General features: G+C 66.3%; 22 protein-coding genes. 16 read left to right on the top strand and 6 right to left on the bottom strand.

Features of this window, described 5'->3' with window-relative positions; genetic code table 11:
* The first annotated feature begins 93 nt into the window (after positions 1–93).
* Positions 94–783 (top strand): tetratricopeptide repeat protein, encoded by a 690-nt coding sequence (locus tag AC0L58_RS14965; RefSeq protein ID WP_473684766.1) that lies wholly within the window; start codon positions 94–96, stop codon positions 781–783.
* Between the two features lie 112 nt (positions 784–895).
* On the opposite strand, the gene AC0L58_RS14970 is transcribed toward AC0L58_RS14965, so the two are convergent.
* Positions 896–1,384, bottom strand: coding sequence for a TspO/MBR family protein (locus tag AC0L58_RS14970; RefSeq protein WP_473684768.1), 489 nt, complete (start codon positions 1,382–1,384; stop codon positions 896–898).
* Between the two features lie 164 nt (positions 1,385–1,548).
* Here AC0L58_RS14970 and AC0L58_RS14975 point away from each other — a divergent pair, with 164 nt between their 5' ends.
* Genes AC0L58_RS14975 through AC0L58_RS15010 form a run of 8 tightly spaced genes read left to right on the top strand, consistent with a single transcriptional unit; the run spans position 1,549 to position 8,977 of the window.
* Positions 1,549–2,556, top strand: a complete 1,008-nt coding sequence (locus tag AC0L58_RS14975; RefSeq protein WP_473684770.1) for an acyl-CoA desaturase — start codon at positions 1,549–1,551, stop codon at positions 2,554–2,556.
* A gap of 3 nt (positions 2,557–2,559) precedes the next feature.
* On the top strand, positions 2,560–3,858 hold the full coding sequence (locus AC0L58_RS14980; RefSeq protein ID WP_473684772.1) for an NAD(P)/FAD-dependent oxidoreductase: 1,299 nt from the start codon (positions 2,560–2,562) through the stop codon (positions 3,856–3,858).
* A complete protein-coding gene (locus tag AC0L58_RS14985; protein WP_473684774.1) occupies positions 3,855–4,655 on the top strand; it encodes a DUF1365 domain-containing protein in 801 nt (266 codons plus the stop codon). Before AC0L58_RS14980 ends, AC0L58_RS14985 begins: the two co-directional genes overlap by 4 nt.
* Before the next feature lie 22 nt (positions 4,656–4,677).
* Positions 4,678–5,973, top strand: a complete 1,296-nt coding sequence (locus AC0L58_RS14990; RefSeq protein ID WP_473684776.1) for a class I SAM-dependent methyltransferase — start codon at positions 4,678–4,680, stop codon at positions 5,971–5,973.
* On the top strand, positions 5,970–6,530 hold the full coding sequence (locus tag AC0L58_RS14995) for a DUF2878 domain-containing protein (protein WP_473684778.1): 561 nt from the start codon (positions 5,970–5,972) through the stop codon (positions 6,528–6,530). Before AC0L58_RS14990 ends, AC0L58_RS14995 begins: the two co-directional genes overlap by 4 nt.
* Positions 6,527–7,309, top strand: a complete 783-nt coding sequence (locus AC0L58_RS15000; protein ID WP_473684780.1) for a DUF1295 domain-containing protein — start codon at positions 6,527–6,529, stop codon at positions 7,307–7,309. The genes AC0L58_RS14995 and AC0L58_RS15000 overlap by 4 nt, the downstream gene beginning before the upstream one ends.
* Positions 7,306–8,388, top strand: a complete 1,083-nt coding sequence (locus tag AC0L58_RS15005; protein WP_473684782.1) for an SAM-dependent methyltransferase — start codon at positions 7,306–7,308, stop codon at positions 8,386–8,388. Before AC0L58_RS15000 ends, AC0L58_RS15005 begins: the two co-directional genes overlap by 4 nt.
* A 43-nt stretch (positions 8,389–8,431) precedes the next feature.
* The gene (locus tag AC0L58_RS15010) at positions 8,432–8,977 is read left to right on the top strand and encodes a lipocalin family protein (RefSeq protein ID WP_473684784.1); all 546 of its coding nucleotides are present in this window, start codon (positions 8,432–8,434) and stop codon (positions 8,975–8,977) included.
* A 17-nt stretch (positions 8,978–8,994) separates the two neighbouring features.
* Here AC0L58_RS15010 and AC0L58_RS15015 read toward each other — a convergent pair whose 3' ends face one another.
* Entirely contained in the window at positions 8,995–10,221 is a 1,227-nt protein-coding gene (locus AC0L58_RS15015; RefSeq protein ID WP_473684786.1) for a multidrug effflux MFS transporter, read from the bottom strand.
* A gap of 164 nt (positions 10,222–10,385) precedes the next feature.
* Here AC0L58_RS15015 and AC0L58_RS15020 point away from each other — a divergent pair, with 164 nt between their 5' ends.
* Positions 10,386–11,906 (top strand): MFS transporter, encoded by a 1,521-nt coding sequence (locus AC0L58_RS15020; RefSeq protein ID WP_473684788.1) that lies wholly within the window; start codon positions 10,386–10,388, stop codon positions 11,904–11,906.
* On the opposite strand, the gene AC0L58_RS15025 is transcribed toward AC0L58_RS15020, so the two are convergent.
* A complete protein-coding gene (locus AC0L58_RS15025; RefSeq protein WP_473684790.1) occupies positions 11,894–13,789 on the bottom strand; it encodes a 1-acyl-sn-glycerol-3-phosphate acyltransferase in 1,896 nt (631 codons plus the stop codon). The two genes, AC0L58_RS15020 and AC0L58_RS15025, sit on opposite strands and share 13 nt — an antisense overlap.
* Positions 13,790–14,047: 258 nt before the next feature.
* Here AC0L58_RS15025 and AC0L58_RS15030 point away from each other — a divergent pair, with 258 nt between their 5' ends.
* Entirely contained in the window at positions 14,048–14,452 is a 405-nt protein-coding gene (locus AC0L58_RS15030; protein ID WP_473684792.1) for a YidH family protein, read from the top strand.
* A 45-nt stretch (positions 14,453–14,497) separates the two neighbouring features.
* Here the strand turns inward: AC0L58_RS15030 and AC0L58_RS15035 are convergent, their stop codons facing one another.
* The 3 genes from AC0L58_RS15035 to AC0L58_RS15045 form a co-directional block, all read right to left on the bottom strand.
* Entirely contained in the window at positions 14,498–15,994 is a 1,497-nt protein-coding gene (locus tag AC0L58_RS15035) for a dihydrolipoyl dehydrogenase (protein ID WP_473684794.1), read from the bottom strand.
* Between the two features lie 239 nt (positions 15,995–16,233).
* The gene (locus AC0L58_RS15040) at positions 16,234–16,635 is read right to left on the bottom strand and encodes a DUF4156 domain-containing protein (protein WP_473684796.1); all 402 of its coding nucleotides are present in this window, start codon (positions 16,633–16,635) and stop codon (positions 16,234–16,236) included.
* Positions 16,636–16,779: 144 nt separating this feature from the next.
* Entirely contained in the window at positions 16,780–19,674 is a 2,895-nt protein-coding gene (locus tag AC0L58_RS15045; RefSeq protein ID WP_473684798.1) for a M16 family metallopeptidase, read from the bottom strand.
* Positions 19,675–19,946: 272 nt separating this feature from the next.
* Here AC0L58_RS15045 and AC0L58_RS15050 point away from each other — a divergent pair, with 272 nt between their 5' ends.
* From AC0L58_RS15050 to AC0L58_RS15070, 5 genes are all read left to right on the top strand, one after another.
* Positions 19,947–20,153, top strand: a complete 207-nt coding sequence (locus AC0L58_RS15050; protein ID WP_473684800.1) for a hypothetical protein — start codon at positions 19,947–19,949, stop codon at positions 20,151–20,153.
* A gap of 42 nt (positions 20,154–20,195) precedes the next feature.
* Positions 20,196–20,669, top strand: coding sequence for a tRNA (cytidine(34)-2'-O)-methyltransferase (locus AC0L58_RS15055; protein WP_473684802.1), 474 nt, complete (start codon positions 20,196–20,198; stop codon positions 20,667–20,669).
* Positions 20,670–20,760: 91 nt separating this feature from the next.
* Entirely contained in the window at positions 20,761–21,408 is a 648-nt protein-coding gene (locus tag AC0L58_RS15060; RefSeq protein WP_473684804.1) for a ubiquinone biosynthesis accessory factor UbiJ, read from the top strand.
* The gene (gene ubiB / locus AC0L58_RS15065) at positions 21,405–23,054 is read left to right on the top strand and encodes a ubiquinone biosynthesis regulatory protein kinase UbiB (protein ID WP_473684806.1); all 1,650 of its coding nucleotides are present in this window, start codon (positions 21,405–21,407) and stop codon (positions 23,052–23,054) included. Before AC0L58_RS15060 ends, ubiB begins: the two co-directional genes overlap by 4 nt.
* A gap of 117 nt (positions 23,055–23,171) precedes the next feature.
* Positions 23,172–23,885, top strand: a complete 714-nt coding sequence (locus tag AC0L58_RS15070; RefSeq protein ID WP_473684808.1) for a pseudouridine synthase — start codon at positions 23,172–23,174, stop codon at positions 23,883–23,885.
* The last annotated feature ends 104 nt before the right edge of the window (positions 23,886–23,989 follow it).

A 23,989-nucleotide genomic window follows, 5' to 3' on the forward strand; every position in this document is an offset into this window, starting at 1 on the left:
CGTTCGATCACTTGTTCAGGGGGGGGAAGCATGGTTGCGAACGGATGGGGTGTGGTGCTGACCGCGGGACTGCTCTTGGCCGGGTGCGCGTCTGTGCCTCCGGCCAGGCAGGTCAACCTGGTCGTGAAGGGAACCGTCGAGCAGAATCGCGCCAATGCCGATGTGCAGGAGGTCTTGCGCGGCGAGCAAATGATTCTCCACGGCAAGATCCAGGCCGCCATCGACGGCCCGTTCGACTCGGTGATCAACCGCTACGAGGCAGAGTACGGCCAGCGCAAGGAGATCTACTTCAGCGCACGCGGCACGACCGATGCGCTGCTCTATGCCGTACTGCCGGCGACTGGGACATCGTCCCGACCGGTGGTGGTGCTGGGTCCGGCATGGGCGATGGCCTATTGGGGCCGTGGCTTCGCCTACAACGAGATGGCCCGCTATGACGACGCCCTGGTCGAACTGAAGAAGGCGCTGGCACTGGCTCCCTTCGATGCCCAATACAACATCGAAACCGGCTTCACCCTGCAGAAGCTGCGCCGATGGGACACATCACTGGAACACTTCAAGGTGGCCGAGGACTATGCACCGGTCACCGTGGCGGATAGTGACGTGAAGCAGGTCACCTGCACGGCCTTGCGCGGGCAAGGCTACGATCTGGTGGAACTGCATCGCTACGAGGAAGCCCGCGCCGCTTACCGCAGCTGCCTGAAGTTGATACCGGACGAGCCGAAATCGCTGCACGAATTGAAGTACATCGACGAAGTAGCGGGCCGCGGCAAGACTACGTGACCGATGTGCCCGGGAACCAGGCACCGGCCACAAGCGATCGTCGTATGGGCCGGCCCAGGGTGCTTCTACCACTTGCAACGAAAGTCGGACGGCCACCAACCGACAGGCAGGTTCAGCCCAGGATCAACGGGTTCAGATGCCAAACCGCGAAGTTCAGCACCGAGGCGAAACTGACCCAGCACAAGTACGGAACCAGCAGCGCGCCAGCCAGTGGCCGTACCCGCCAGAAACCGACCAGCGTCGCCACGATCAGCAGCCACAGCAGCACAATGTCGGCAAACGCCAGCGCGCCGCGGTGCCAGCCAAAGAAGAGCCAGCTCCACAACGCGTTCAGCGCCAGCTGGGCCACGAACAAGGCGAGTGCGCCGCGTCGCCGACGCCAGCCGCCTTCTCGCCACACCAGCCACGCGGCAACACCCATCAGCGCATACAGCACCGACCACACCGGTCCAAACACCGACGAGGGCGGTGCCCACGATGGCTGGGCCAGTTGCTGGTAGAAGGCGGCCGCCTGTACGGAAGCGACTGCGCCCATCGCGGCAGTGGCGAAGCTGAGCAGCAACCAGCCGACCAGCCCGACGATCTGTTTTGTGCCTGACATGCAAGTCTCCTGGTATCCGTTGTCTTCTACGGATTCGGTCGGCCGTCGGATCCCTTACCCGGGTGATGCCCCGACGGCGTGCAATCCGTCATTTCGCCGCGCCGTGCATCCGCTACACGCCTTCCATCGTATCTGTCATTGAATCGCCAGACAGGTATGTTTCCATGGCCACACCCCCACCCATCCTGACGGCTCCGCGTCGTGGGGTCGAAACCTCGACCGGAGGCGCCGCCGATGCGGTCAGCCAGCAGCGCTCCTGGCTGGGACGCACGCTGCGCCGCTGGTTCGATACCAGCGCGGTGGTGGAGATTGACGAAAGCCGCGAGGATCGGATCGACTGGCTGCGCGCCGCCCCGTTCGTGGCGATGCACCTGGCCTGCCTGGGCGTGCTCTGGGTTGGCGTGTCGCCGATCGCACTGATCGTGGCGGCGGCGCTCTACGCGGTGCGCATGTTCGCGATCACCGGCTTCTACCATCGCTATTTCTCGCATCGTACGTTCCAGACGTCGCGCGCGGTGCAGTTCGTCTTCGCCGCCATCGGTGCCTCCTGCGTGCAGCGCGGGCCGCTGTGGTGGGCCGCGCATCATCGCCATCACCATCGTCACGCCGACACGGCGAGCGACCCGCATTCACCCGCCGTGCACGGGTTCCTGTGGAGTCACGTCGGCTGGTTCCTGACGCCGCGCAACTTCCGCACCGACCTGGCGCGGGTGCCGGATCTGGCCAAGTTCCCGGAGCTGCGCTGGCTGGACCGTTTCGACATCGCGATCCCGGTACTGCTGGCGGCGTCGTTGTACGGGCTGGGCGCGCTGCTGCAACATGTGGCGCCACAGCTGGGCACCACCGGCGGCCAGATGTTGATCTGGGGCTTCTTCGTTTCCACCATCGTGCTGTTCCACGCCACGGTGACGATCAACTCGCTGGCGCACCGCTTCGGCACGCGCCGCTTCGAGACCAGGGACGACAGCCGCAACAACGTGTGGCTGGCCCTGCTCACGTTCGGCGAAGGCTGGCACAACAACCACCACTTCTTCCCCGGCTCCAGCCGGCAGGGCTTCCGCTGGTGGGAGGTGGATGTGACCTGGTACGGACTGAGGCTGATGTCGATGCTGGGCCTGGTGCGCGGGCTGAAACCGGTACCGGCCTGGGTGCTGGCCAAGGCGAGGTATTGAGCCATGCGCATCGCCGTGGTCGGATCAGGCATCGCAGGGCTGGCGTCGGCCTGGCTGCTGTCGCGCAAGCATGAGGTGACCCTGTTCGAGGCAAACAGCTACTTCGGCGGGCATACCCACACGCACGAGGTGGAGCAGGCTGGCCAGCGCTATCGCATCGACAGCGGCTTCATCGTGCACAACCCGACGCACTACCCGCTGCTGACGCAGATGCTCGCGCAGCTGGGCGTGGCCTCGCAGCCGACCACGATGAGCTTTTCGGTGCACAGCGAGGCAAGCGGGCTGGAATACAACGCGGCCACGCTCGACACGCTGTTCTGCCAGCGCCGCAACCTGCTGTCGCCGCGTTTCCTGGGCATGGTGCGCGACCTTGTCCGATTCTATCGCGAGGCGCCGACGCTGCTGTTGCGGCGCGACGACATGACCACGCTGGGCGACTACCTGCAGCAGCACGGCTACGGCGCGGCATTCCGCGACGAGCACCTGATTCCGATGGCCTCGGCGCTGTGGTCCTCGCCGGCCACGCAAATCCTGCAGTTCCCGGCCCGCTACCTGGTGCAGTTCATGGCCAACCACCAGATGCTGCAGATCAGTGGTCGACCGCCATGGCGCGTGGTGCGTGGCGGCTCCTCGACTTATGTGGCGGCACTGCGCGCGCACTGGTCGGTCACGGCGCGCCTGAACTGTCCCGTGCGCGCGATCACGCGCCACGCCAGCGGGGTGGACGTGGAAAGCGGCGCGGGCACCGAGCACTTCGACCAGATCGTGCTGGCCTGCCACAGCGACCAGGCGCTGCATCTGCTGCGCGATGCCAGCGAGCGCGAGCAGTCGATCCTCGGCGCGATGACCTACCAGGCCAACGACACCGTGCTGCACACCGATGCCAGCGTGTTGCCGCTTCAGCGCAAGGCATGGGCCGCATGGAACGCGTGGCTGCCGCGCGACCCGGATGCCGCGTGCACGGTCAGCTACTGCATGAACCTGCTGCAAGGCATTGCTTCGCCCGAACCCTTCGTGGTGACGCTGAACCGCAGCGAGGCGATCGATCCGGCCAGGGTACTGGCGCGGATGCGCTATCACCACCCGGTCTACACCCGGGCCTCGGTGCAGGCGCAGGCGCGCAAGCCGGAGATCCAGGGTTGGCGCCGCACCTGGTATGCCGGGGCTTACTGGGGTTGGGGCTTCCACGAGGACGGCTTGCGCAGCGCGGTGGAAGTCGCCGCGGCACTCGGCGTGCATTGGCCGCTGGGCATCGAGCCGGTACCGACGAACGCAGTAGGCGAGGAGGCGCTGGTCGCATGACCGCGAAACCCGCCAGCACGAAACTGCAGCTGGCCAGCGCCGTGTACGAGGGCGTGGTGCGCCATCGCAGGCATGCGCCGCATCCGCACGCCTTCGAGTACCGCATGGCCCAGCTGTACCTGGATCTGGACGAGCTGGATCAGGTGTTTGCCAAACGCTTGCTGTGGTCCAGCACCCACCGCAACCTGGCGCAGTTCCGGCGCAGCGACTATCTGGGACCTGCCGAGTTGCCGCTGGCCGAAGCGGTGCGCCAGCGCGTCGAACAGGCCACGGGTTGGCGACCGTGCGGGCCGATCCGGCTGCTCACCCACCTGCGCTACGCGGGCATGGTGTTCAACCCGGTCAGCTTCTATTACTGCTTTGCCGCGGACGGCGAGACCCTGCTGGCGGTGCTGGCCGAGATCACCAACACGCCGTGGAAGCAGCGCCACGCCTACGTGCTGCCGATCGAACACGCGCAGACCCACGGCCGCGCGCTGCACTGGACATTTGCCAAGAGCTTCCACGTGTCGCCGTTCATGCCTATGGATTGCGAGTACGACTGGCGCTTCACCGTGCCGGGCGAGGATCTCGTGGTGCACATGAATGTGATGCGCGGCGGCGAGCGTGCGTTCGACGCCACCTTGGATCTGCAGCACAGGTCGCTGACCAGTGGCTCACTGGCTCGTGTGCTGTGGCGCTACCCGTTGATGACGGCGCAAGTGGTCGGCGCGATCTACTGGCACGCACTGCGCCTGTGGCTGAAGCGCAACCCGTTCCACGACAACCCCTCGCCGCAATCACGCGACTCCGACTGAAACCGTTCATCCGAGGTTTGCCATGAATGACATTGCCGACACCGCCCGATGCGAGTCTGCCGCCTTTGGCGCGTTCGACCGCTTCCTGCGCCAGCAATTGCTTGGCCAGATGAGCAGGCTTGGCCACGGTCGGCTGACACTCGAAGACGCCTGCGGCAGCGTCGAGCTGGGCCTGCCTGCTACGGCGCACACCGATCTGCAGGTTCACCTGGAAGTGTTCGACCCGGCCTTCTACCGCGCCGTCGCACGCAACGGCAGTGTCGGCGCCGGCGAGGCGTACATGGACGGGCAATGGCGCTGCGACAATCTGGTCGGCCTGATCCAGCTGCTGGTGCGCAACCGCGATCTGCTCGACGCCATGGAGAGCGGCATGGCTCGTCTCGGCGGCATGGCGATGCGCGGCTGGCATGCGCTGCGTCGCAATACGCGCGACGGCAGTCGCCGCAACATCGCTGCGCACTACGACCTGGGCAACGACTTCTTCAGCCTGTTCCTGTCGCCGGACCTGATGTATTCCTCCGCGATCTGGACCGATCCGGCCGACACGCTGGAAACCGCGTCCAAGCGCAAGCTGGAACGCATCTGCCGCAAGCTGGATCTGAAACCAACCGACCGTGTGGTCGAGATCGGCACCGGCTGGGGCGGCTTCGCGCTATACGCCGCGCAGCACTACGGCTGCCATGTGACGACCACCACCATTTCGCGCGAGCAGCATGCGCTGGCCAGTGCGCGCGTCGCTGCGGCCGGCATGGGCAGCCATGTCGATCTGTTGCTGCAGGACTACCGCGACCTAGACGGACAGTTCGACAAGCTGGTCTCGATCGAAATGGTCGAGGCGATCGGCGCGCCGTATCTGGATACGTATTTCGGCAAGCTCGGCAGCCTGCTGAAGCCCGATGGACTGGCCTTGCTGCAGGCGATCACGATCGAGGATCACCGCTATGCACAGGCACTGAAGTCGGTCGACTTCATCAAGCGCCACGTGTTTCCGGGCAGCTTCATTCCCTCGATCAACGCGCTGCTGGCATCGAAGACCCGCGCCAGCGACCTTGCACTCACCCAGCTGGAAGATTTCGGCCAGTCCTACGCGCTGACCTTGAAGGCCTGGCGCGAACGCTTCATGGCCACGCTGCCGCAGGTGCGTGCGCAGGGCTTCGATGAGCGCTTCATCCGCATGTGGGAGTTCTACCTCGCATATTGCGAAGGTGGCTTCCGCGAGCGCTCGATCGGGGTGGCGCACCTGTTGCTGGCCAAGCCCGGTAATCGCCGCGCGGCGCTGCTGCCCGAGCTGCCCGCGAACACGGAGCTGTCGGCGTGAACTTCTGGCTCAGCCTGCTCGGCTATCAGGCGGTGTGGTTCGCCGCCGTCATCGGCGCCAGTCACGGGCGCGCGTGGCCCGGCGTGGTCGGCATGCTGGTGTATGCCGCCGCGCAGTTGCTGGGCGCCCGGAACTGGCGCGTCGACCTGAGCTTGATGGCGGTCGCGCTGGTGCTGGGCTTCCTGCTGGATGGCACGCTGGTACGCACCGGCATCGCCGGTTACGCCGCGGCCTGGCCGAACGCCGCCATCGCACCGGCCTGGATCCTGGCCTTGTGGATGACCTTCGCGCTGACCTTCAGCCAGTCGTTGCGCTATCTGCAAACGCGACTGGGTCTGGCGGCCCTGCTTGGGCTGGTCGGTGGCCCGTTGGCCTACCTCGGTGCGGCGCGCGGCTGGCATGTGGTGACTTTTGCCGAGCCGGCATGGCGCGGCCCGCTGGTGCTGGCCGTGGGCTGGGCGCTGGCGACGCCCGCCTTGGCGTGGCTGGCTCGACGCGGCATGGCGTCGTCGGCGACAAGACCCTCGCCGTCCATCACGCAAGGACCGGTCGCATGAATCCCTGGTGGCATCTCCTGGTGATCTGGCTGTTGGCGGCGGCGCTGATGTCGCTGGGCTGGCAGTGGCAACGCAAGCGCGGCAACGCCGGCATCGTCGACGTACTGTGGGCCGCGGGCGTGGGCGGAAGTGCCGTGCTGTTGGCGGCGATCGGCGACGGCGCCGCGCCCACCCGGGTTGCGCTGGCCCTGCTCGGCGGCGCATGGGGCCTGCGTCTGGCCGTCCATCTGTGGACGCGCGTCCATGGCGAACCCGAGGATGGACGCTACCAGCATCTGCGCGCGCACTGGCACGGCGATCAGTTGAAGTTCTTCGCGTTCTTCCAGTTCCAGGCAGTGCTGATCGTGCTGTTCGCCTTGCCGTTCCTCGCGGTATCGCGCAACCCGGAAGCTTCCGGAGTCTGGTTGCCGCTGGCATGCGCCATCTGGCTGCTCAGCGTGATCGGCGAATCGATCGCCGATGCGCAACTGGCACGATTCCGCAGCGATCCGGCCAACAAGGGCCACACCTGCCGTGATGGTCTGTGGCGCTATTCGCGTCACCCCAACTACTTCTTCGAATGGCTGCACTGGTTCGCCTACGTATGCCTGGCGATTGGCTCGCCGATAGGTTGGCTGGCCTGGTCGGGCCCGATCGTGATGTACGCGTTCCTGCGCTGGATCAGCGGCATCCCGTTCACCGAGGAGCATGCCCTGCGCAGCCGCGGTGACGACTACCGCGAGTACCAGCGCACCACCTCGATGCTGATCCCCTGGTTTCCGAAACGGAGCGAGAAATGAATACTGCCGCACTTGCGCAAAACGCATTGCCGACCGACCAACCCGCGCCCGGCCTGCTGGGCATGGCCGAGCGCGGACATATCCCCGATGTGCTGTTGCGCCAGGGTATTCGCAAGCTGTGCGCGCAGCGCCTGCGCGAGGAGCAGGCCGGCGGCCTCGACGCGCAGGCCGCGCGGTTTGCGCAATGCATCGACACGCTGCGGCACAGCCCGGTGGCGATCCACACCGAGGCGGCCAACGCGCAGCACTACGAACTACCACCGGCATTCTTCGAGTTGTGCCTGGGCAAGCGGCTGAAATATTCCAGCTGCTACTACCCGCAAGGCGACGAATCGCTGGAGCAGGCCGAGGAGGCGATGCTCCGGCTGTACGGCGAGCGCGCCGAACTGGCCGATGGCCAGCACATCCTGGAGCTGGGTTGCGGCTGGGGTTCGCTGACCTTGTGGATGGCCCACCGCTACCCCAATGCGCGGATCACGGCCGTCTCCAACTCGAACCAGCAACGCGCGCACATCGAAGCGCGGTGTCGTGAGCAGGCTCTGTTCAACGTACGGGTGATCACCTGCGACGTGAACTCGCTGGAACTGGGCGCGGCGCAGTTCGACCGCTGCGTCTCGATCGAGATGTTCGAGCACATGCGCAACTACGAGATCTTGCTCAAGCGCATCGGCGGCTGGCTGAAACCCGGCGGCAAGCTGTTCGTGCACATCTTTGCGCACAAGACGCTGATGTACCCGTTCGAGACCGAAGGCGACGACAACTGGATGGGCCGCCACTTCTTCACCGGTGGCTTGATGCCGGCGTCGGACACCTTGCTGTGGTTCCAGTCCGCGCTGGCCATCGAGCAGCGCTGGCATGTCGACGGCACCCACTACCAGCGCACCGCCAATCACTGGCTGGCCAACCAGGACGCGCGCCGCGATCAGGTGATGGAGGTGTTGACTACCGCCTATGGTGCCAAGGCCGCGCCGCTGTGGTTCCAGCGCTGGCGCATGTTCTGGATGTCCTGCGCCGAGCTGTTCGGCTACGCCGACGGCCAGGAATGGCTGGTCGCGCACTACCGCTTCGTGCGGCCCTGAGCCACGCCGCCCCGGCCTCTCCCCCACTCATACGGAAAGCACCATGAGCCTTGCCCAATCCCTGTTGTTGCTGTGTGCCGTCGCGCTGGTTCCGGGCACGGTGATGGCCCGCGACCTGCCGCCGATCAAACCGGTGGACCACGTCGACCTGCCGCGCTTCATGGGCGACTGGTATGTGATTGCCACCATTCCCACGCGCTTCGAGAAGCATGCCTACAACGCGGTGGAAACCTACAAGCTGAAGCCCAATGGCGAGATCGCCACCTCGTTCCATTTTCGCGATGGCTCGTTCGACAAGCCGGTGAAAAGCATCCATTCCACCGGCTTCGTGAAGAAGGGCACGGGCAACGCGGTGTGGGGCGTGCAGGTGTTCTGGCCGATCAAGGCGCAGTACATCGTGGCGTGGCTCAAGAGCGACTACAGCCAGGTTATCGTCGCCCGCGACGACCGCGACTACACCTGGATCATGGCCCGCACACCGACCGTGCCGAAGGCGGATTACGACGCGTTGATGGCAAAGGTCAAAGCGCTGGGATACCCGATGGACAAGATCCGCAAGGTGCCCCCATCCTGGCCGGCGGGATCATGATCGACCCATTCGGGGCATCAGCTCGCCGATCCGGGCTGCAGCACCTGTCTCGACACATGACCGAGCAGCGCGAGACAGGCCAGCACGGCCAGCGCGAGAAACACGATCGGGATATCAATCACTGCGCCCGCGTGCAGCAGGCCCATGCCCAACGTTCCCAAGGCGGCCACTGCCATCTGGACACTACCCAGCAGGGATGACGCGATCCCGGTGTTTTCCCCAAACGGTGCCATCGCGCGGGCGGTGGCCACCGGGACCACCATGCCGACACCCACGAAACAGACGGCGATGGGCAGCAGATAGGTCGCCAACGACCCTTGCTTGCCGATCATCAGTGCGACCAGCAGCAACCAGACCGACGCTGCCAGCAACAAGACGAGGCCGGCACCGATGAACAGGTCCGGGGGCAGCTTCTTGCTGAACAGCGCACCCATGCCGGCGCCGATGACGAAGGCGGTCAGGATCGCCAGCGAGACAATCATGATCGCCAGGTTGCCCTGTCCGAGCACGTTCAGCACCAGGTCCGGCGCCCCGATCAAGGCGGTATACACCACGCCGACGCAGAAACCACCCAGCGACGCATAGAGCAGGAATCCGCGCGTGGTCAGCGCCTGCCACACGTGGTGGCGCAGACGCGCACCTGTCAGTACGTCCCGATCCGGCTTCACGTTGGTTTCGGGCAGAAAGCGCCAGACCAGCAGCCACAGCACGCCCGACAGCACCACCAACAGTCCGAAGTTGGCGTGCCAACCCAGCCATTCGGTGAGGTAGATGCCCGCGATCGGCCCCGCCGCCGGCGCCAGTGCGAACACCGCGGTGATGCGCGCATAGATGGCTTGCCGGCGATCGGCGGCAAAGGCATCACGCACGGCGGCATCGGCGATCACGCCACCGGCGCACGCCCCGACACCTTGCACCAGCCGCCCCGCGATCAACGGCCAGATGTTGAAGCTGAGCAGGCAGATCAGCGCGCCGAGAATCAGAATGGTGGTGCCTGCGAGCATCACCGGTCGGCGCCCGTAGCGATCCGACAACGGGCCATAGAACAACCGACTCACGGCCGAGCCGAACAGGTACGAGGTCATGGTCAACTGCACCAGGCCATAGTCCGCCTGCAGGCCGTGCGCGATGGCCGGCAGCGCTGGTGCGTACTCGGTATCGCCGAACGGGCCGACCGCCATCATCAGCGACAGCAACGCAAGTGCGGGCTGCGGAACTTCGCGACGGGAACGTTCGGAGTTCACGGCGCCGCGACCGCGCGGATGGCACACATCGATCTGTTCCGGATTGAGGAGGCGATGTCCATGGTTAGCCGCTTGGCCTCGGGGTTGTGGGAAAGCCTGCGCGGCGCACCTGCCGACCGCACGCGGCGTGCGGCGCATCCTGGCGCAACCGGCGAATGCCCCGCGTGAACAAACACAGGCTTGCAACGGTGACCGGCCGATGGTTGGTGCGGCGCATCGAGGCTCCGCTGGAAGCGGTGGCCGGTGGTCATGCGCGCCTGAAGATCATCGTGCTGCTGGCCTGCGTGCTGGCGCTGGACTCGGCGGACAAGGCCACCGTGGGCGCGGTTGCCATGCAACTCAAGCACGCGCTGCACATCGACAACGTGCAGGTCGGCCTGCTGGTGACCGTGTCCACCGCGGTCGGCGCGCTGGTGACCCTGCCATTCGGGATCCTGGCCGACCGCATCAATCGCTGCCGGGTGCTGGTGGCGGCGATGGTGGTGTGGTCGTTGGCCATGCTGATGAATGGCCTGTCCACCTCCTACCTGATGCTGCTGCTGAGTCGCCTGCTGCTGGGCTGCATCGTGGCGGCGGCCAGTCCACTCGTGGTGTCGCTGACCGGCGACTTCTTCCGACCCGAGGAGCGCGGCCGGATTTTCGGCTACATCCTCGCCGGCGAGTTGCTGGGGGTCGCCGCAGGCTTTCTGTTGTCGGGCAACGTGGCGGCCCTGCTGTCGTGGCGCGCCGCGTTCTGGACACTTGCGCTGGCCGGCCTGGCGCTGGCCTGGGTGATCTGGCGCCACCTGCCCGAGCCGGCGCGCGGCGGTCAGAGTTATGTGGCCGAGGGCGCCCGGGAGGTGCCCTCTGACGATGACGCCGCGACAGACCCGCGAGTACAGGATGCGCGGGAAGAGCGTGATCCGATCGCCCGGCAGATCGCGGCGCGGGACATCCAGCCGCATGCGGGCCAGATCCTGCGCGAGGACCCTGCACAACTGGGCGCGTGGCAAGCGCTGCGTTACGTATTGACCCTGCGCACGTTCCGCAACCTGGTGATCGCCTCCGCGCTTGGCTATTTTTATTTCACCGGTTTGCGCACGTTTGCGCTGCTGTACATGCGCGAAACTTTCGGGCTGGGCCAGGCCGCGGCCAGCACGCTGTCTGTCGGCCTTGGGTGCGGGGCGATCGTCGGCGTGGTACTGGCAGGACGCCTTGGCGACCGGTTGATCCGGCACGGCACACTTACCGCGCGTATTCAGCTCGGTGGCTGGTCGTGCCTGATTGCCGCGGCCGCCCTGGTACCGGGACTGCTCTCCAATTCACTGTATTTCACCGGACCGCTGTTCTTCATCGCGGCGTTGGGCCTGGGCGGCGCCAATCCCAGCCTGGATGCGGCGCGACTGGATGTGATTCCGTCCGGTCTGTGGGGTCGTGCGGAAGGTGTGCGCGCCACCTTGCGTTTGGCACTGAGCGCCGCGGCCGCACCGATGTTCGGTTACGCGGCATCGCTGTTCGGCGATCAGCCATCCGGGTTGCACGCCACCCATCACGCCACGGGCCTGCGTGCGGCGATGCTGATCATGCTGATCGCGCTGGTAGCGGCCGGACTCGTGCTGCTGTTGCGCGCCGTACGCACCTACCCGCGCGACACCGCCACATCGCAGGCGTCCGAGCGCGCGGTGCAGCGCCATCAGGCGCGATAGGTTTCCGCCTCGTCCACGATCGCGCCATCCTGCACAAGCAGCAGATGACTGAAGCGCTCGCACAGCTCGCCCGTATTGGGCGGGTGCAGGAAGATCATGTCGCCGAGGTCGAGCGCACCGGCATACCGAATCGGCAGTTGCGCGGGGCCGGCGCCGTGCAGGGTATCGAGCTGCGCGCCATCAGGCAGGTAGGGTTGCGGTAGCGCAGCGCTCTGCGTGGTTCCCGACGTGGCGCAACCACCGACCAGACAGGCGTAACGATCGTCGTCCGTGCGCCGGATGATTTCGGCCGCATAGCCGGCCGCCGGAACCTCGCGCGGATCTTCGGGATCCAGCCCGAACAAGGCGGCGCCAACGGTAATCTCGGTGACGACGGTATGCCCGGCGTTGAACGCCATGCCGCCGATGCCGCTGCAGTTGAACAGGAAGTCGTCGTGCCCGTGTGCGCGCAAGGCCTCGGCCAGCGCATGCCGCCAGGTGTGCAGATGATCGATGTTGCGCTTGCTGAGCGGCGTCTCGGTACGGCTGCCATCAGCCGACATCCACTCGGCGAGACGGTTGCGCCGGGTGTCATAGGTGACCACGCCGCGAAACTGCAGGCCGGCTCGCTGGTCGATGGTCTCGACCAGTTTGAGCAAAGTGTCGGTGGCACGGATTGCCGAACGCCGACCCGGCCCCTTCAGCTCCGCGCGCGCGATCGACATGTCGATCTCCACGCAGAGGGGCACCCCGACGCCAGCATTGGCGGCAGCCTGCGCGAGGTAATCCAGTTGGGCGGGTGCGTCGACCGTCAAGGTGATCCGGTGGCCGTCGGCGATCGCGGCACAGGCATGGTCCAGTGCGCCGTGCTGAAGAGTGGGATACGCAACCAGCACGTCGGCGAAGCCTTCCAGCGACACAAGATGCACGGCCTCGGCCACCGTCGAGCATTTGACGCCGTGGAAGCGCGCGTTGGAGCGCAACACGCGTTGCATGACCTGCGGGCACTGCAGCATGCGCGCGTCGATGCGCAGCTTCTTGCTGCCGCTGCGTTCCAGCACGGAGCGGATATTGGCCTCCAGCAGGTCGAGGTCGAGGTAGGACAGCGGCAGCGAACGCCCCGCAAAGACATCGCGGTAGTAGCCGTAATGGTGTTTCTTTCGACTGATCGCGCTCGGCTCGGACCTGAGTTCGCGCGAGAGCATCGCTTCGGCCTGGTCACGCTGTCGTTCGGCAGCGGCGCGATCCTCGCCCTCGGGTGCGATCTCGCCCAACACGCGCACAACGAGTTGGCCCGGCCACGGCAGGAAGCGACCCTCCGGGAGAATCTTGCGGGCACCGTGGATGGCCACCGGCACGATCGGCACCTGTGCTTTCGTGGCCAGGAAGAACGCACCGTCGCGAAACGGCAGCAAACCGATGTCCGGCGAGAACGTACCTTCGGGGAAGATCGCCAGTGACTCGCCGGCCTCCAACGCCTGCAGCAGGTCGCGCGTATCGCGACCGGCCACGACGGCCGGCTCGCGGGTCACGAAACGACAACCGATATGGCGCAGGAACCAACCGATCACCGGCACCTCGGACATCTCGTGCTTGATGACGGCCGAGAAGCGCGCCGGCAATGCGGCAATCAGCGCCAGGCCATCCAGATAGCTGCGATGGTTGGCAATCACCACGCACGGCTTGTGGCGCAAATGTCCCAGCCCGTCGATGCGGTACGGCATTGCTGCCAGCACAAACATCGCACGCAGAGTCCAGCGTGCCATCAGCCGCCGCAACCCCAGCCCGGGCAGGACAATTGCCACCACGCCGCCAATCAGCAGGCATGCAGAACATGCGACCACGGCATACAGCCCGTAGAAACTGTAGAGCAATACCTGCAACGCCCGCACCAGCTTTTTCATGTTCGTCGCGATCACCGGGTTCGGCTTGCGTGACACGGCCTCGACGTGAGTAGACGGTATCTGGCGTGAAGAAAAACACAGGAATCCGGCGCTCCGATGGCCGTGATCAGGCCTCCAGGAAAAATGCCGGAACGCCGGGGCGGCAGCCCCGACGCCGCGATCATCGCCGCGCGACGTGACCGTGGCTGCGCATGTCGCGGTTTATTCACTGGCACTGTGGCAAAAGAGCAGGTGGCCCCGCAATTCGTACAAGAAACCATGCCCCAAAACGCTGATGCGCAATCGCTGGAACTGTCGCGACGCCTGGTCTACCTGTCCGCCGAACGCACGCTGTCATCGTGGATCCGCACGGCGCTGTCGCTGATGGCGCTGGGCTTCGTGATCGACCGCTTTGGTCTGCTGCTGCACAGCCTGCCGCTGGCACCCGGGCACGAGGCGCTGTATCCGCGCGTGTTGTCCACCTGGGCCGGCGCCATCCTGATCGGCATGGGTGCGCTGATGTCGCTGGCTGCCGGGGTACGCTACTTGCGGTTTGCCATCACCTTCCACCGCGACGGCAGCACGCCGGTGCGGCACGGCGTGATGGTCGGCGCATGGTTCGCGTTTCTGCTGGCGCTGTTCGGTGTATCGCTGATCGTGTTGCTGGTCGCGATCCTGGAGTGAGTGTTCTGGCGCCGAGGAAGGCTTGTCGTGCCCCGGGGCGCTGGTTCACGCGCCTGGCCCGCAATCGATGCAGCGCTTTGGCGGGTGCGGGCCCATGCCCAGCGCTTCGAGCAGGTTGCGCAGCGCGGTGCGCAGGCCTTCCTCGATCACCGGATGGTAGTACGGCATCTCCAGCGCCTCGGCCACGGTCATGCGCATCTGGATCGCCCAGGCCAGCAGATGGGCGAGGTGTTCGTTCTGCGGGCCGATCATCTCGGCACCCAGCAGCAGACCGCTGCCGCGTTCGCCGTAGACCCGCAGCAAACCCCGGTTGACCAGCATCACCCGCGAGCGACCCTGGTCCTCGAACGACACTTCACCGATCGCGAAATCGCTGCCATCGGCGCGAAGTTGCGCATGGCGGCGGCCGGCGAACGCCACCTGCGGATCGCAGAATACGATACCCAGCGGCGTACGCCGTACGTGTTTGTACACTTCCGGGAAACGTGCCGCGTTTTCGCCGGCCAGGCGGCCGTCGTCGGCGGCTTCGTGCAGCAGCGGCAGCCAGGCGTTGGCATCGCCGGCGATGAAGATATGGCTGTCGCCGGCGCGCGTGGTCTGCGGATCATAGGCCGGCATGCCGCGGGCATCGAGCGCTAGCCCGCTGTGTTCCAGCGCCAGGGTGTCGAGGTTGGCGATGCGCCCCGTGGCGGCCAGCAGGTAGTCGAAGCGTTCGCTGGTCGCCTTGCCGTCGTCGTCGGTGAAGCGCACCACGACAGTATCGCCGTCGCGCTCGATGCGTACGTCGCGCGCATCCAGGCTGATCGGCAACTCGTCGGCGATGGTCCGCGCGGCGTAGTCGCGCACCGCCGGGTCGCTGATCCCTGCGATGTTTCCGCCGCGACCGAACAGGTGCACTTGCACGCCGAGGCGATGCAGCGCCTGGCCCAGTTCCAGGCCGATGACGCCGGCACCGAACACCGCCACCGAAGCCGGCAGCTCCTGCCAGTCGAACACGTCGTCGCTGACGATCAGCCGGTCACCAGCGGCCTCGAAGGACGCGGGAATGCTTGGCCTGGCACCCGTCGCGATCACGATGCGCCCGGCGTGAATGCGTTCGAACGCGGGCGGTTCGCCGTGCGCCGCCGGCGACAGTTTCAGGGTGTGCGGATCTTCGAACGCCGCGTACGCGCGCACGATGTGTCGCGGTTCGAACCTGTCCACCGCCTCGCGTACGAAACCGACGAAGCGGTCGCGCTCCGCGCGCACCCGGCGCATCACCGCGCGCCCGTCCACCTTGCCCGCGTCGCTTTCGATCCCGAACGCCGGCAACGCCGCCAGCCGGTGGCGGGCTTCGGCCGGCGCGATCAGCAACTTGGATGGCATGCAGCCCACGCGCGCGCAGGTGGTGCCGAACGGACCGCCCTCGATGAGCGCGATGCGGTCGGTATGCTTGCGCACTTCGCGGTAGGCGACCATGCCGGCGGTGCCACCGCCGATGATGGCAACGTCGACCTCGCGGGTGCTCGCATCGGGAGTGTCGGCGGTAGGCGCGTCGATCATCGGGTGTCCTCCTGTGCGTGGGGCCGGTCGGCGCGGTAGCGGGCTTGCCATCGTGGCGTGGTGCGTGCCATTCCCGCGCCGCCGCGGGCGTTGATCAGACACCGCCAAGCCTACACGGTGCGTCGTGAAGGTCCCGGCGCGGTCAAGCGCGAGATGCGGCTCACAGCGCGCCTCCATTACTCAGGCGAGGACGTGGCCGCAGCGCATGCAGTGACATGATTTGCGCCAGCGGACGACGCTCAGCCGCCCTTCACCGGAAAAGTCTGCACTTCGGGGGATGACGATGCGCTCGCCGGCTTGGCCGACGGCCCGGACTTCAACCCGCCTGCACCGCACTGGTACACGCCCCAGGCCTGCGAACCGTCGACGGGTTCGGCCAGTGGTTTGATGGTGTCGGCCTGCATCTTGGCCGCCTCGTTGCGCGCCAGTACTTCCAGTTCATCGCGCACGGTGATGGTGTTGCGATCCACCGGGCCGACGTGGTCCATCACCGACACGGTGACCTTGCCCAGGTCGCGGCACGCGGAGACATTGTCGTTCCAGGCGGTGCGCACGTGCTTGGCCGCCGGATCCATGGTGATGCCCCAGCTGCAGGCACTCAAAAGCACGATGGGGACAAGCAGGGTGAGGATCTTGCGCATGAGTGGCTCCGCAGCTGTGATTCGCAATGAAGAAAGGCCGACCCGTTGCCGGCCCGGCCTCCATCGTAACGCGGGGACGCGAGCGCGTCCCGCTACCGCTTTGCAGCGTGCGGCACCGGTTCAGACCGGCGCCGCACGCCATGCTCACTTCGCCGACTTGGCCTCGACCGGCTTGGCGTCCACCGGCTTGCCGTCGGCATCGAGCACCTGCATGGTGCCGAGCTTCAGTGCGCGGATCGGTGCCTCGATCTTGGCGAGGTCGCCGACGATCACCCAGGTCAACTGGTTCGGGTGGATGATCTCGTTCGCGGCGGCTTGCACCGAGGCATCGGTTTGCGCCTGGATACGCGACTTCAGGGTCTGCACGTAGTCGTCCGGCCGGTTGTACAGGGCGATGCCCTGCATCGCGTCCATCACCGCCGACGTGGTCTGGTACTGGCCCGGCATGCTGCGCACGTCACCGACCTTGACCTTGGTGATCTCCTTGTCGGTGAGCGGCTTGTCGCCGATCACGCCCTTGGCTTCCTTCAGCATCTCCTCGATGGAGGGCGCGGTCTTGTCGGTCTGCACCGGCGCATAGAGCATGAACGGGCGCTGCCCCACCGCATTGCGCAGGAAGCTGAAGGCGCCGTAGGCCCAGTGCTTGTCCTCGCGCAGGTTCATGTTGAGGCGCGAGGTGAAGGTACCGCCGAAGGCGCCGTTCATGGTCTGGATCTGCAGGTTGTTGGGCGCCTCGGTCGACGGCGCCAGGCTGCCGGCGAGGATCAGGGTCTGTTGCGCACCGGGGCGATCGACGAGGAACACACGCACGTCCTTGGGCGGTGCCACCTTGCCGATGTTCTTGTGCGGAACCTTGCTGGCCGGGGCCTTCCAGTTGCCGAACGCCGCGTTCAACTGCGGGATGATCTTGTCCATCGTGGTGTCGCCGGCGACCAGGATCTTCATGTTGTCCGGGCGGATGTAGTCGGTCATGAACTGGCGCATGTCATCGGCTGACAGCGCCTTGATCGAGTCTTCCGTGCCCGAGCCGGTGAACGGGATCGCGTAGGCGTGGCCCTTGCCGTAGAGCAGCGGCGGCAGGGTGCGCAGGGCGATGCCGGTGGGCTGGCTCTTTTCCTGGGCGATACCGGCCAGCCACTGGCCGCGCAAGCGACTGATGTCGGCTGCGCGGAAGGCCGGGTTGCGCACGATGTCGGCGAACAGGTCGAGCGAGGGCTTGAGCTGGTCATCGAGCGAGTTGAGCGAGGCGTTGCAGTAGTCCAGCCCGCAACCGGCGGAGATCAGGGCGCCAAGGCGCTGCTTGCGCTTGGCGATCTCGACCGAGTCCAGATCCTTGCTGCCCTCGTCGAGCATGCTCATGCTGAAGCTGGAGGTGCCCAGCTTGCGCCCCTGGTCGGCCGCGTAACCGGCATCGAACAGCAATTGCAGTTGCACCGCCGGCACGGTGTGGCGCTCGGCCAGGATCACTTCCACACCGTTGTCCAGCTTGCCGCGCTGCAGGGTCGGGAAGCTGAGGTCGGGGAAACTGGTGACCTGCGGCACGCCCTTGCTGCGATCGACATCGCTGGCCACCGTCTTGTAGTCGCCCTTGGGCGAGAGCACTGGCGCAGGCGCACCCGGCGCCGCGGCGCGACCCTTCACAGTAGCCGTGTCGGTCGCCTCGACCTTGCCCGGCACCACGGTCAGCGTGTAATCACCCTTGGCAATCCACTTGTTCGCCGCTGCCTTGACGCTGGCAGGCGTCGCCGCCATCAGTTCCTTGAAGTCTTTCAGGTACTGCCCGGGGTTGTCGTGATACAGCTGGCCCTGGGCCAGGATCGACGCCTGCGTGTTGACCCGTTCCAGGCCACGCACGAACGCGGCACGCGTCTGCGTCTTCACCCGCGCCAGCTCGTCGGCGGTGGGTCCGTTCTCGAGGAATTTCTGCCATTCGTCGGCGATGGCGGCTTCAACCTTCGCCGGGTCCACGCCCTTCTTCACGTCCACCTGCAACTCGAACATGCTGGCCAGCACGTGCTGGTCCACGTCGACGGAAACACTGTCGGCCAGCTTGTCCTGATAGACCAGACGCTGATAAAGCCGCGAGGTCTTGCTGCCGCCGAGCACCGCGGCGGCGAGCTCGAGCTGCGTCTCGTCACTGTTGCCACGGCCGGGCACGTTCCACTCGCGATAGATGCGGGTCTGCGCCACGTTGTCCGTCATGGTGCCGCTGGTCGAGGTGGTGCGCGCGGCAACCCACGGCTGCGGTCGCGGTACCTGCGGGCCGGCGGGGATGTCGCCGAAGTACTTCAGCATCTTCTCCCTCGCCACCGCCGGGGTGATGTCACCGGCCAGCACGACCACGGTATTGGCCGCGCCGTAGTAGTCGCGGAACCACTGCTTCACGTCCGTCAGCGAGGCGGCGTTCAAGTCCGCCATCGAGCCGATGGTGTCGTGGTGATACGGATGGTTGGCGGGGAACGCCTCGGCCTGGATCATCTCGCCGGCGCGGCCATAGGGCTGGTTTTCACCCTGGCGCTTCTCGTTCTGCACCACGCCGCGCTGTTCGTCGAGCTGCGGCTGGCCGATCGCGCCGAGCAGATGGCCCATGCGGTCGGACTCCATCCACAACGCCATGTCCAGCGCGGTGGTCGGCACGGTCTCGAAATAGTTGGTGCGGTCGAGCCAGGTGGTGCCGTTCTGGTCGGTGGAGCCGGCCAGCTCGAACGGCTTGAAGTACTCGTCCTTGTGGTTCTCCGAACCCTGGAACATCAAGTGCTCGAACAGGTGCGCGAAGCCGGTCTTGCCCTTGGGCTCGTACGACGAACCCACGTGGTACCACACGCTTACCGCCACCACCGGTGCCTTGTGGTCCTCGTGCACCACCACGGTCAGGCCGTTGGGCAGGGTGAAGCGGCTGTAGGCCAGGTCGGGGATCTGGCTGGTCGCGGCGGCACTGGTGCTGGCGGCGGGCGCGTCGGTGGCGGCCAGCGCCAGCGGTGCGGCGGCACCAAAGGCGAGCAAACCGGTGATGAGCAGGGCAAGCGGCTTCTTTGTCACGGTGAACCTCCTGTTGCACGGATGAAGTCCCCGCAGGCTACCGGCGTCCACCAGACCCCGCAAATGACTTGTGGCATGGGTCACAAGCTCCCTTCGCGCGAGTGTCCGGCTGTCCGGCCATGGGCGCGCAGTGTCCGCGGACGCACTTGCCGCATCTCGCGCACATCAAACAATGCTTTCCAATCAGACACTTGCACGCGGTCCGCGACATGGCACAGCGATTGCAATGGTGGTAGCACAGGACTTTTCACTCACAAGCTGGAGATACCGCCATGAAATTCGAGACCCTCGTGCTGCGTTGCCTGTTCCTCGCCTGCCTGGCCGTCTGCGGACTGGTCTTTGGCGCCATGTTGACCTCGGTTCCGGCACCCGGCGTGCAGCTCGCCGCGAGCAGCGGCGTCAGCACGATGCTGCTGACCACGCCCAGCAGCTGCGCGTTGCCGCCCGACGGCGTGGTGTGCCCGCGGGTTGCCGGTTGAAGCCTTGCGACGAAGCGGGATCGAACGGGCGATAATGCGAGGATGCTCCATGTCATCCTGTTCCGCCCCGAGATCCCGCCCAATACCGGCAACGTGATTCGCCTGTGCGCGAATTCCGGCGCCGCGTTGCACCTGATCCGCCCGCTCGGCTTCGAGCTCGACGATGCGCGTCTGCGCCGGGCCGGGCTGGATTACCACGAGTACGCCCGCGTCGCGGTGCATGACGATCTGGCCCGCTGCCTCGACACGATCGGTGCGCCGCGCGTGTTCGCCTTTAGCACGCGGGGGCGCGTCAGCCATGTCGACGCCCGCTTCGCCGATGGCGATGCCCTGCTGTTCGGTTGCGAAACCGCAGGCCTGCCCGACGACGTGCTGGAAGCGATTCCCGCCGAACAACGCCTGCGCCTGCCGATGCGCCCGGACAGCCGCAGCCTGAACCTGTCGAACACGGTGGCGGTGGCGGTTTACGAAGCCTGGCGCCAACTCGGCTTTCCCGGCGCCGCCAGCAACCCGTAGGAGCCCGCTCCTCAATGTTCTTGCTCGTGCGAATCCCGATTCCCGATTCCCGATTCCGCCCGATAGCTGTCCGCACAGCTACAATCAACGGATGAATGCCACCCCCAACGCCTGGATGCCGCAACCGCTGCGCAAGCTCGCCGGTCGCGCGCTGGAAACCGCGCTCAACCATACGCTGTCGCTGGATCCGGACACGCAGCAGAAACTGCTGGCGTTGAACGATCGCCGCGTGCAGTTGCACCTGCGCGGCCCGGAACTCGCACTGGCAGTCACCGTCGAGAACGGCAAGCTGCGGGTGGGTCCGCCCGGCCAGGACAGCCAGCTGAAAGTGGCCGCCACACCGGGCAGCCTGCTGTCGATGATGTTCCGCCGCGACGCTGACGGCATCGCACCGGGCAAGGTGGAGATTGCCGGCGATGCGGAACTCGCGCGGCGACTGGAGAAACTTGCCAGCAAGTTCGCCCCGGATTTCGAGGAAGCCTTCGCGCGTACCTTCGGTGATGTGCTTGGCGTGCCGCTGGCCAGGGCCGTGCGCAAGGGTCTGGCCCATGCGCGCGAATCCGGCGCCCATTTCACCGAAGACGCGGCCGACTGGGTACGCGACGAGGCGCGCATCGTGCTGGCACCGGGCGAAGTCGACAACTTCCTCGATGACGTGGACAGCTTGCGCGAACGCAGCGAGCGGCTGGAAGCGCGCGTGCAGCGGCTGGCCCGACGGCTGCAGGGCGACGCCGCGTGACGCCGCTGAGCGTGGTACCGCGCCTGCTGCGGGTAGCCTCGGTCTTGCTGGCCTGGCGACTGGACGAACTGGTCGATGCCGCCCACCTGTACCGCCCGCTCAAACTCCTGCGCCCGCTGTTCGGCCGGCCTCGCGCCAACGTGGCCGAGCTGCCGCGCGGCGAACGGCTGCGCATGGCGCTCACCGAACTCGGCCCGATCTTCGTCAAGGCCGGCCAGGTGCTGTCGACCCGGCGCGACCTGGTGCCCGCCGACATCGCCGACGAGCTGTCGCTGCTGCAGGACGAGGTGACACCGTTCCCCGGCAGCGAGGCGCGCGCCATCGTCGAGCGGCAATTGAACGCATCGACCGACCAGCTCTACGCGGCATTTGACGAGACCCCGCTGGCGTCGGCTTCAATCGCGCAGGTGCATGCCGCCACGCTGCGCGATGGCCGCGAGGTGGTGGTGAAAGTGCTGCGCCCGGGCATCGACGCGCAGATCGCCCGCGACGTGAAGCTGATGCGCTCGCTGGGCGAACTGGCCCAACGCTGGCACCCCAACGCCGACAAGATCCGCCCGCTCGACGTGGTGGCCGAAGTCGAGAAGATGCTGGAAAACGAGCTCGACCTGCAGCGCGAAGGCGCCAGCGCAAGCCTGCTCAAGCGCAACTTCGCCAGCGGCGTGGACCTGTACGTACCCGAGGTGCACTGGGAACTGACCGCCTCGCGCGTGCTGACGCTGGAGCGCGTGCACGGCATCAGCAGCGACGACATCGCCGCGATCGACGCCGCCGGGCTGGACCGCAAGGCACTTGCCGCCAAGGGCGTGCGGGTGTTCTACGAACAGGTGTTCCGCGACAACTTCTTTCATGCCGATGCGCATCCCGGCAACATCTGGGTCGATCCCTCGCGCATCGACGAACCGCGCTTCATCGCGCTGGACTTCGGCATCATGGGTTCGCTGCCCGAGGCCGACCAGTACTGGTTGGCGCAGAATTTCATCGCGCTGTTCGAGCGCGATTACGCGCGCATCGCGCAGCTCCACGTGGCCGCGGGCTGGATGCCCGCCGACGTACGCCTGGATGAACTGGAAGCGGCGGTACGCACCGTGTGCGAGCCGTATTTCACGCGTCCGCTGTCGCAGATCTCGCTGGCGGAGCTGGTGGTCAAGCTGTTCCAGACCGCGCGTCGCTTCGAGCTGACCCTGCAACCGCAATTGATCCTGCTGCAGAAGACGTTGCTCAACATCGAAGGTGTCGGGCGCCTGCTCGACCCCGATATCGACATCTGGGCGGTCGCGCATCCGGTGCTCAAGCGGATCCTGCGCAAGCGCTACAGCCCGTTGCGCACCCTGCGCGACATGGGCAAGCGCCTGCCCGAATGGCTGCACCATGCGCCTGAGTTTCCCGACCTGGTGCGCGACGCACTGCGCCAGGCTGGCCGCGGCGAACAGCGCCTGCTCAGCGACGTGGATGCGCTGAGCCACCAGGCGCGGCTCGCCGGACGCGTGCTGCGCATGCTCGGCGGCGGCCTGCTGGGCGCGGCGCTGATCATCAGCGCGGCCCTGCTCTGGTCGCTGGCGCCACAGCACGGCATCTGGCCGCCCATCCTGCTCGGCACGGCCGGACTGCTCGCCTTCGCACTCAGCTGGTCCCGCCCGCACTGACCGTAGGGCGGGCTCCGCCCGCCGCCTTTTTCGCAAGCACCGGGCACCGCTCGCCGACCAGGCCCAAAAGCCGGCGGGCAGAGCCCGCCCTACGCCATCACCCAAGTTCCTGTCACCATGCTCGAAATTCTGTACCAGGACGATGCACTGATCGCGGTGAACAAGCCCGCGAACCTCGCCGTGCATCGCTCGACGTTCGTGGGGCCGGCTGACGAATTCCTGATCGACCTGTTGCGCGGGCAGGTGGGCAACAACGTGTATCTGGCGCACCGGCTCGATCGCGCCACCAGCGGCGTGCTGCTGGTGGCGCGCAGCAAGGAAGTGGCCGCCTCGCTGGGCGAGCAGTTCATGGCCCGCAGCGTGCACAAGCAGTACCTGGTCGTGGTGCGCGGCTGGCCGGAGCCGGCCGAGGGACTCATCGACTACGCGCTGCCGGGCTCGCGCGAGACCGGACCCCGCCGCGAGGCCCGCACGAGCTACCGTCGGCTCGATACGATCGAGGTGCCGATCGAACTCGGCCGCTACCCGCAACAGCGCTACGCCCTGTTGCTGGCCGAGCCTGAAACCGGTCGCTTCCGCCAGATCCGCAAGCACCTGGCGCATATCCACCATCCGGTCATCGGCGACTGCCAGCACGGCCGCGGCGATCACAACCGACTGTACAAACAGCACTTCGGCTGCCACCGCATGCTGCTGCACGCCTGGCGCGTGCGCTTCGCGCACCCGGTGAGCGGCGCAGCGATGACGATCGAGGCGCCGCTGGATGAGGCCTATGCCGGGCTGCTTCAACGCTTTGGCTGGGGATTGCGAGAAGTGAGTCAAGAGGAGTGAGAAGTGAGAGAGAGCAAAGCTAACGGCACCCGAACGCCTTTCTCTCACTCCTCACTCCTCACTCCTCACCACTCACTCCTCGCTCTCCGCTTCACCTACTCACT

It is taken from the genome of Rhodanobacter sp. G2-10 (assembly GCF_055809185.1).